Genomic DNA, 8557 nt, shown 5'->3' on the forward strand with positions numbered 1-8557 from the left:
AACGCGTTTGGCGTCTTACCTCAGGTAGGGGATCGGCTCTACAATGAGGAGACGGGTATGATCATTCAGGATCGCTCGATTGATGGGGGGTTGATGACTATTACCTTCACGCTAAGCCTTTGAGGGGAGCCTAGTGTGACTAGGCGTTTGTGTTTTTTATTTTTGTACTTGGTTAAGCCCAAGCTGGCCCGTAATTAATGTGCTTTTACCTGATCTAATTCTCGGAAAAATCGCTTAACATAAGAATGCTTATACAACACCTCTCAGAATAATCCAAATTTAGAAGGCTATTAGCTAGCCCCATTTTGAGACTTTACAAGCTGTTCTAAATCGAGTTCTTTTTGCTGTTGACAAGCTCGAATCATCAATCGTTTCGCTCGATTTTCCGCTCTGAGTCGAGCTAGCTCCTCCGACTGCTGTTGAGCCAAGATACCACGTTGACTATAGTGACATTCCTCCCTTAGAAGTCGAGTCGTTTCCGATTGGTGTCGGGCTTCTAAGGCGCTGCGGGCTTTTACTTCATCTGACAACTGAGTTTGCCATTCGACTATATGCTGACGACGGAGTTGAAGCAATTGCTCAGCAACAGGAGAGATTGATGATAAATTCATGACGTTGAGATTGGTTGATCTTAAATAACCTGTTCTACCCTATTGTGCTTTTTTAGAGCCGGAGTTTCTTAAATGTGACTGCGCTACAGATGGGGTATTATTCCCTTGGCGTTCAATCTGTTTGTTTCTCTTTTTACGTATGTATGGCCGACGCAACGACTCAATGTTATGAAAACGATCAGTAGCCTGTTTGACCACTTTGACCAACTCGATACCGCCATCAATCGCTGGTTGGTAGCTCATAGTATTGCTTTATTACGCATTGGGATGGGCCTGGTTTTTTTGGGATTTGGGGTGTTGAAGTTCTTTCCGGGTATTAGCCCCATTGAAGATTTAGCGACCCGAACGACGACTATTCTCACCTTGGGCATCCTATCGGGACACCCAGCCATGGATTTTGTCGCTGGACTGGAGTGCATCATTGGCCTCTGCTTTCTAACAGGCCGGTTTCTGCGGGTAGGGGTGTGGCTAATGGCCGCTCAGATGATCGGTGCTATGTCCCCCTTGTTCCTCTTTCCGAGCGAACTGTTTCCAGGCATACATCATACTCCCACTCTGGCCGCTCAGTACATTATCAAAGATATTATTCTGGTGGCTGCGGGCATGGTCATTGCGTCAACCTGGACGGGAGCGCGTATTGTAGCCCAACCCCAGAGTCTACGCAGTACGCTTCCTCGACGTTTACCTAAGGTAGAACGCACTTTTCAGCCCCTGCTATCTGCACAGATGAATGTGATGGGGAAGACTGTCGTCTAGTACGTTTATCCGCTAACACAGGATGCCTTCTGCTTGAGATCGAACCATTCATCTAATAATCAGTTAGGTTAGCATAGCATTCAACGCCATTTGTTCATCTCCTCTACAAGTCGGAATGACCGCAATTCCCCAGACTGAAGCGTACTTGATCGGTTCGCACAATAATGAACAAGCCGCTGCTTTTACAGCCTTGTATAATACTTATCATTCCGCTCTATTGAGCGTGTTGATTAAACTGGTTAACGACCCTGAAAAGGCGGAAGATCTGCTTCAGGATACCTTTATCAAGGCTTGGACGCATCTGCACCAGTATGATCCGGCGCAAGGTCGCCCCTATACATGGCTGTTGACCATCACCCGCCATGTGGCCATGGATGAACTTAGGCACCGGAAAGTGCAGGCGCAAGCCATAACGTATATGGGTGAACGAATGGGCGAAGGTGTTCTCCTAGCCATTCATGATGGACTGCTCAATAGCTCTATCTTTAGCCTCCTACCGCCTAAATACCGGCAGATTATCGAGTTGACTTATATACATGGTTGGACACAGCAAGAAATCGCTCAGGAGCTGAATGTGCCGTTGGGTACCATAAAAACCCGTACGCGAAATGCCCTTCAAGAACTGAGACAGTTTTTTAGTCAGGACATCTGCCAATACCATAGTTGTTAGACTAGGCTAGGGGTTCACTTTTCTCAAGTACGCTTTCCAGACCTGGGGGTATTTCTCCTGAATCCAGCTCACAAACTCTTTACTGGCATTATCCTGTACTCGCATGGCCTGTACGTCCTGTTGATGCGACTGCACGTAGATGACCAGCCCTGCCCCTATCACCACCAGCAGACTCAAGACCACCAGGGCCGATTGCCAACTAGTAAACCCGATCCGGTTGGCCCAGACGTTGGCTTTGCTACGACTGGCCCATTCGATTCGATGAGCCGCTGCACTAGCGGCTTGTTCGATGCGCTCAGCCGTGGCCAGTCCCACAGCGCGTAACTCGGCCACCCCTTCGTCGGTAGCGGTCTTTAAGTTGGTCGGCGTCGGCATCCCTTTGGTCAGTTCAGGCAGCAGCTTCGTGGCCAGTAGCTCGGTGTTTACCTGAATGCGGGTGCCAGCTCGAGCGGCTTCCACCAGGCGTTGTAGTTCCTCCGTGCTAGCCCCCCGGGGCTGCTTTTCCCACACATCGAACCGACGGTTCAGGCCCTCGATGGCCTGGTTATGTCGGCTCAGTTCCTCCACCAGTCGCTGGATGGGATCGTAGCCATGACCAGGCGCAACCGGCGCAGGATCAGCCGGTGGGGGACTACTGACGACGGGCGAAGCCGACGGCCGCGGCTGTTGAAGATTCTTTAAGAATTTGTTCTCGCTCATAAATGCATACCCCGGTCCTGGCGGGGGGTTCGTTGGATATCTTGCTCTAACTTTTGCTCTCGTTTTAGGCTTTCGGCCCGGTCTAATTCGAGTTGACGAGCTTGCTCCTGTTGGCGTTGCTGGGCCAGCTGCTGACGGAGCTGCTCGGCCTGCTCTAAGCCTTGGCTCAACGTCCGGGCGTCGGAGTGTTGGTAGGCTTGCCCTAAACCCAATTGCAACTCGGCCTGCCGACTCTGGCCCGCCAGTTCCAGCATGCGCGCCTGCTCCCGCTGCTGGCTCCGCTCTAAAGCAGCCGCCTGGCTCAGTTCCATCTTCAGCCCTTCATCCCCGTACTTCATGCCGTGTAGATACCGAAACGATTCGGTCAGCCCCCGCTCGTAGCCAAAGCTACGATCAAAACACTGCTCCACCCGCTGACTGAAGCCGTTGCGCTCAAAGCCGCCCAGTACCACCCCTTTGGTGGTGCCTTTGTGGTTGGTCAGTGGACTCAGGTGGTAGGGATTCTTCCGCTCGTGCAGGCCCTCGGCTAATCCCTGCTTGTATTGGCGTAGGTTCTCGGTGCGGCTCACAATCACGTGGATATGAGTCTGATCCCCCAGCTTCAGCCCACCTTTGGCCTGCTCCCCCAGCTGCACCGCCCGATCGGTGTGGTCATAGCTGCGGCTGTGCTCGATCTTGGCGTACCAGACTAAATCTTTACTCTCAATCCCCTTTCCAAAATTCTGGGCGTAGGCCTCCATCGCCGAACGGGTAAAGGCCTTCAGAGCCGCCGGATCAGAACCGATGTGGGCCAGTTCGGCCTTGGATGGGGCCAGCACGATCTGGTAGTACTTATCGGCCTCGCGCCCTAGATTGCGCTTGTTGGCATCGATCTCGGCCGTTACCTGGTAGCCCGGCACGTGCTCCACATCCCGGCCGAACCAGTGGCCCAGCTGCTCTTTCTCCAGGTAGACCACCAGGCCCCCACACGAGCCGCTACGGTTGGAGAGGCCCGAACCACCCCCTGGTATCTTGGTCATCATAAGACTTTCTGTTGAGCAATGAGAGCATCCACCTGTTGTTTGTACTCGCTGCGCAGGGCGTTATCGACCAGGGCCGTGCGGAACGAGAGCCGCAGCAGCGTCTGCATCGCTTCGACCACGCCCGTCAGCTGCTCTTCCAGCTGAGCCGGGGTCAGACTCGCTCCTTGCCCCGACTCCCAGCCTTGGCGCAGGGCCTGCATGTCAGTCTGCATAGGTTTCAGAAGGGTCTTCTCCTGTTCGCGGATAAATCCAATAAAGCGCTTATCCAAAGCGTCCACTTTATCGGTCAGTTTCTTCAGTACCACGTCGGGCGCATCCGCTTTTGGATAGCGGGGATCGAGCTTGGTAACAGCAAAAAAGTGGAGCATAATGGCCACCAAATCTTTGTGTGATAGGTCCAGTTGATCAGCTAACTTCTCAAGTTGCCGGTGGGTGCCCAAACTGATGGATAGACTCTTACGATCACTCATAATTATAATTTTTACTCACTTTAGTATTGATTATCAGACGTTTATATTAAAAGTATACAACTTGTACGGAAAAACAATTGGGTGTACGGACAATAACTAACTGATTAGCAACCTCGTAGAGCGAGACGAACGGTATGGAGCGCAGCAGAATAGCGTTCCGTCTCGCTCTCTAAAAAGACCGTACCACGCCAGCACTCCAACGGAGGGCAATTCCGCATCCGGATGGTTTGGTGTCATCGAACGAAACTAGATAATCGCGGGTAAACTAGCAAATGCAGGTCGAAGAGCTGTTGAACAGAAATCACAATACGCTTAAACAAATGGGAAAGGGGATAAAGTGGGGCAGTAGTTCTTAGGTTTAATCGTATTTACTAAAGTGCAAAGGTTTTACTATTGGAATAGTACAAATCGTGGAACTATAACTAAAGTTATAGTTCGCGGCCCCGGTGCTAGTTTTTAGTTTTTGCTTTCTTTTTTCCCATTCGCTTTAGCGAGTCCTTTTGCTGCTTTTTTAGTCTGTGGATAACTGGGAATTTTGAGACCAAAAATGGCCTTATCCACACCCTAAATGCCGCTTTTTTCGCATTTGCACTTTAGCAAATATTACTTTTGCAAACTTTACGACTCGCTAACTAATTGACCTTTAGTAAGTTATAGGGGTATTTTATGCGTAATTGGCGGAGTTTTATGCGTAATTGGCGGAGTTTTATGGGGTATTTTATGCGTAATTGGCGGAAAAACAGCTATTTTAGTTTTTGTTTTTGTGAATTTTATTTAAAATTACGCATAAAATAAGAAGAATGACGCAGATAGAGACATTCAAGCAGACTAACGCTATTACAGGGGCTAGATATGACTATACTACCACAGAGAAACGGTTAATCTATTTATCACTTATTGAGGTGATGAAAACCGTCCAAAATGGTACTACTGATGATTTCTTTAAAAGAGAGTTGATTTTATTTATTCCTGAAAGTCAACTTAAGAAGTCAGACGAGCATGACCATCGGTATAGAGATTATAGAAAAGCTGTTGTCAGCCTGCGTAAGAAAGATTTCTCTATCGACGCTCCTGATGGGGGGTGGATTGAAACTGGGTTTGTTAATGGCGGACAATACATAAAGGGTAAAGGCTTAGAAGTTTCCATCTCTAAGTATGTTTTACCCTATCTCTATGAACTTACGAAGCGATTTACTGTGCTTGATGCTACAGTAGTGATGACTCTGACAAGTAAGTTCTCTCAGCGCTTTTACGAGTGGTGCTGTCAATGGCGATCAATTGGTCAGTTTGAGTACAATCCAGATAGTTTGAAGGAAGTACTATGTGTCAAGCTTCCAGTTGGCCAGTTAAAGAGAGATGTCATTGAAATTGCCCAGACTGAACTAATGGGTATGTATGAGGACGGTATAAGTGATTTATATTTCACTTACAGCGAGGAGAGAGGTGGACGAGGACGGGGCGGCTCAGTAAAGCGTTGGATCTTCAAGATACATACAAAAAAGAAGGAAGTAGCCCAAGAAAGGGCCAAGAACGAGGATGTAGTCTTCGTCATGCGCTTTTTAGGCCAAATCTTTGGCAAGGACTCACCTTTGATCGATCAGGCCTTAGAAGCCCTTAAAACGCACGAAAACGTCAAAGCCTTCGCCGATCGAGCCGATGAATTGCAAGCATCAGGCAAACTCGACCGGGCTAAAAATAAGCCAGGCTACATTCGATCAATCCTGCAGAAAGAGTTTGATCTCGATAAGAAGTAGAGAAGCGGCCGGGTAGACTTGGCCAAGTAAAGCTTAGGCTGGGGTTTGAGGGCGGCTAGCCGCTAACAGAGCCTCTAGCTCAGAGTGGCTGACAGGGCGCGCGTTAGGATTGTTCTCCAGGCGCTCAATCTCCCGTGAAGTCAGGGTCTGCTTCACCACGTATTGTTTCTTCTCGTCCGGGGTCAGTCGTTTGCGCATAGTACTCTTTCAGAGCCGTTTGTTTGGCTTTCCAGGCATTGAAGATACGGATTTTGCCAGCTCTGATTACGAAAATAACACTTATTATACGATTTTGATTGCTTAATCCGGTGACTCTGTAGCGTGGCTCTCCGGTTTTCTCGTCAGGATAGGAGGTACGAAATAACCGCTTAGGGTCATCAAAAACGCTTTCACTTTCATCCACAGTCAGGTTGCGGCCGCTGCTACGTATTTTATCAAACTTCGTTAAATTGCCCTCATCCCATTCAAATTCCATTCTCTATCCAAATAGCCGCTGAAAGAATCCTCGTTTGTCTTGTACTGGCATACGGTCAGCAAGTTGGGTAATCATACCTTTGATGTCATCTAATTCCGTACGTATATCTTCTTGTCTCATAGGTGGCTGGTCGCCTTTCTTGAGCTGTTCTTGAGCATACTGCCGTAGATCCTCGTTCATATACTGACCGATAGTCTTACCAGTGCGGGTTGCAGCCTTCTCAATGGCTGTTCGTGTTTCTAAATCCACTCCTCGAACTGTCCAAGGCGTTACGTCTGGAGCCTTTCGAGGTCGCCCGCCCTTGTTTTTGTCAGTTTCGAGTTTTGTCTGACTGATCTTAGGTTCTGTCAGCGCCATTTCCGTAGATTGCTGACGTAACTCTGGTTCTGTCAGCGTAGTTTTTTCGGGTTGCTGACGTAACTCCGGTTTTGTCAGCGCGTTATTTTCAGCCATAACAGTTATGTCAGACGTTTTGTCTGACACATAGTTAGGAGATTTTTGGAGTATATACAAAACCTAGGTTTTGTCAGTGGCAATATAACACCGTGAATAGCTTTACATAATCGAGATTATGAAACATAAAAGCAGACCAACACTGTCAGTCTGCTTTCCGCTTCTATCCACACCATTAGGGAATTATATAACTCCCTGTTGATAAGACGAATATAGCGGCTTATTGATATAAAAATCGACTTAGCTTATCATAAGCCAGATTGTATCACACCTTGATGCCTCCAAATTATGCAACCTCCTCGATTCATTACTCATATTCAAGCACAACACTCTATCTTTCTGGATGTGTCATTGCAGGTATAGGTTCCCTTTGGGTGCTATACGTTTTAGGCGTCAGATAAGAATCAGCCTAACACAATGGTGATTATGCAACAATGCTTGTGAGTTCATTAGTGTCACAATTTATCTCTATCTTAGTAAAAACATGAAGTTGCCACGACCTGTAAAGCTTATTATTTCAATGGTCATGATAGCTGTAGGGTGGTTACTATTAGGTATAGGATATACAATGTCCTCTGGAGGGCCATATCTGAATTCATTTATATTTCTTCTTGGCTTCGCTGTTGCAGGAACAGGTGCTTTGCGGATATTATTAATAGGCTTAGGTAGAGATTAGTCTAACATAATTGCACTTATACAACAGAGCTAACATGGAAAATGCTCTAGCTTTATTCAGACAAGTGTACGAGCAACATCGTGATATTCAAATTTGTATTGCCGAGCTTAAGCGAGTAGGTTTTAGTCAGATCGAAACCATTAAGGTATTGATGGAAGTGTTAACTATTGACGTTGTGAAAGCAGATGAAATGGTACGCAGTTCTATAGCTTGGAGTAATTAAACTTTTCAAATAAAACTCATTCTAGTCTGATTGCCTTTTTCTAAATTAGTTTTATTAACATAACATTCGTGGCTGTTGCAAAAGTCTAAAATCGATTGATCTCGCACCGGAAACAAGTTTTATAAGACCGAATTTTACGTCAAAATAAGGCAGCGATCAGAAGAGATTCGGGCCAGTATTGACTTTTGCAACAGCCACGGTACTTATACAACACCTTTTTGTCCTCTGTGGCTACTTAACCTAGCCAAAATAATACAACCAAAGCACTATTTAAGTCTTTAATTATCATTTAATTATAATATTTCTTTATCCGTGATATGATGGTAATATCAGCTACCTTTGCTTCATCTTCCAATCGTTTAACGGACTCCTCTACCTTCCGCTCTGTTTCATCCGAGTTGCTGGTGTAGCCTTCCCAGCAACTTATGAACTTTCCTAGTAAGCCGACCCAGTCAGTTGTGGATAGCATCCACTATGACCACTGGACCATCAAAGATTTTAAAATCGTTTTTCTGCTTTCGGAACGAATCCTGGCCGAGATTAAAAAACTATCTCGTGTGTCGAATTGGTACGAGGATGTCATAGCCGCCGACACCTATATTGACCGGCTCAATACGTGCTTTACCAGCATTCACAAGTATTACAACGCGTTTGGCGTCTTACCTCAGGTAGGGGATCGGCTCTACAATGAGGAGACGGGTATGATCATTCAGGATCGCTCGATTGATGGGGGGTTGATGACTATTAC

The 8557-nt window shown here is 47.0% G+C and carries 10 protein-coding genes; 5 read left to right on the forward strand and 5 right to left on the reverse strand.

The window, feature by feature from the left end:
* Positions 1-779 precede the first annotated feature (779 nt).
* Positions 780-1367: a hypothetical protein gene (locus ACYVC2_RS10880; protein ID WP_461102450.1), complete on the forward strand. Its 588-nt coding sequence runs from the start codon at positions 780-782 to the stop codon at positions 1365-1367.
* Between the two features lie 115 nt (positions 1368-1482).
* Entirely contained in the window at positions 1483-2037 is a 555-nt protein-coding gene (locus ACYVC2_RS10885) for an RNA polymerase sigma factor (protein ID WP_461102451.1), read from the forward strand.
* 6 nt (positions 2038-2043) lie between these two features.
* On the opposite strand, the gene ACYVC2_RS10890 is transcribed toward ACYVC2_RS10885, so the two are convergent.
* From ACYVC2_RS10890 to ACYVC2_RS10900, 3 genes are read right to left on the reverse strand one after another with little or no spacing between them, the layout of a single operon-like run.
* A complete protein-coding gene (locus tag ACYVC2_RS10890) occupies positions 2044-2736 on the reverse strand; it encodes a hypothetical protein (RefSeq protein ID WP_461102452.1) in 693 nt (230 codons plus the stop codon).
* A complete protein-coding gene (locus ACYVC2_RS10895) occupies positions 2733-3758 on the reverse strand; it encodes a DUF5712 family protein (RefSeq protein ID WP_461102453.1) in 1026 nt (341 codons plus the stop codon). Before ACYVC2_RS10895 ends, ACYVC2_RS10890 begins: the two co-directional genes overlap by 4 nt.
* Positions 3755-4228: a BfmA/BtgA family mobilization protein gene (locus tag ACYVC2_RS10900; RefSeq protein ID WP_461102454.1), complete on the reverse strand. Its 474-nt coding sequence runs from the start codon at positions 4226-4228 to the stop codon at positions 3755-3757. Before ACYVC2_RS10900 ends, ACYVC2_RS10895 begins: the two co-directional genes overlap by 4 nt.
* Positions 4229-5028: 800 nt before the next feature.
* On the opposite strand from ACYVC2_RS10900, the gene ACYVC2_RS10905 reads away from it, so the two are divergent.
* Positions 5029-5982 (forward strand): replication initiation protein, encoded by a 954-nt coding sequence (locus ACYVC2_RS10905; RefSeq protein ID WP_461102455.1) that lies wholly within the window; start codon positions 5029-5031, stop codon positions 5980-5982.
* Between the two features lie 124 nt (positions 5983-6106).
* Here the strand turns inward: ACYVC2_RS10905 and ACYVC2_RS10910 are convergent, their stop codons facing one another.
* Positions 6107-6457, reverse strand: coding sequence for a BrnT family toxin (locus ACYVC2_RS10910; RefSeq protein ID WP_461102456.1), 351 nt, complete (start codon positions 6455-6457; stop codon positions 6107-6109).
* A gap of 3 nt (positions 6458-6460) precedes the next feature.
* Positions 6461-6910 carry a hypothetical protein gene (locus tag ACYVC2_RS10915; RefSeq protein WP_461102457.1) on the reverse strand — a complete coding sequence of 150 codons (450 nt, stop codon included), beginning with the start codon at positions 6908-6910 and terminating at the stop codon, positions 6461-6463.
* Positions 6911-7620: 710 nt separating this feature from the next.
* Here ACYVC2_RS10915 and ACYVC2_RS10920 point away from each other — a divergent pair.
* Both ACYVC2_RS10920 and ACYVC2_RS10925 read left to right on the forward strand, forming a co-directional pair.
* Positions 7621-7809 (forward strand): hypothetical protein, encoded by a 189-nt coding sequence (locus ACYVC2_RS10920; RefSeq protein ID WP_461102458.1) that lies wholly within the window; start codon positions 7621-7623, stop codon positions 7807-7809.
* A 425-nt stretch (positions 7810-8234) separates the two neighbouring features.
* The coding region (locus tag ACYVC2_RS10925) for a hypothetical protein (RefSeq protein WP_461102459.1) at positions 8235-8557 on the forward strand (323 nt) is incomplete at its 3' end.

This window comes from Spirosoma koreense, assembly GCF_054777875.1.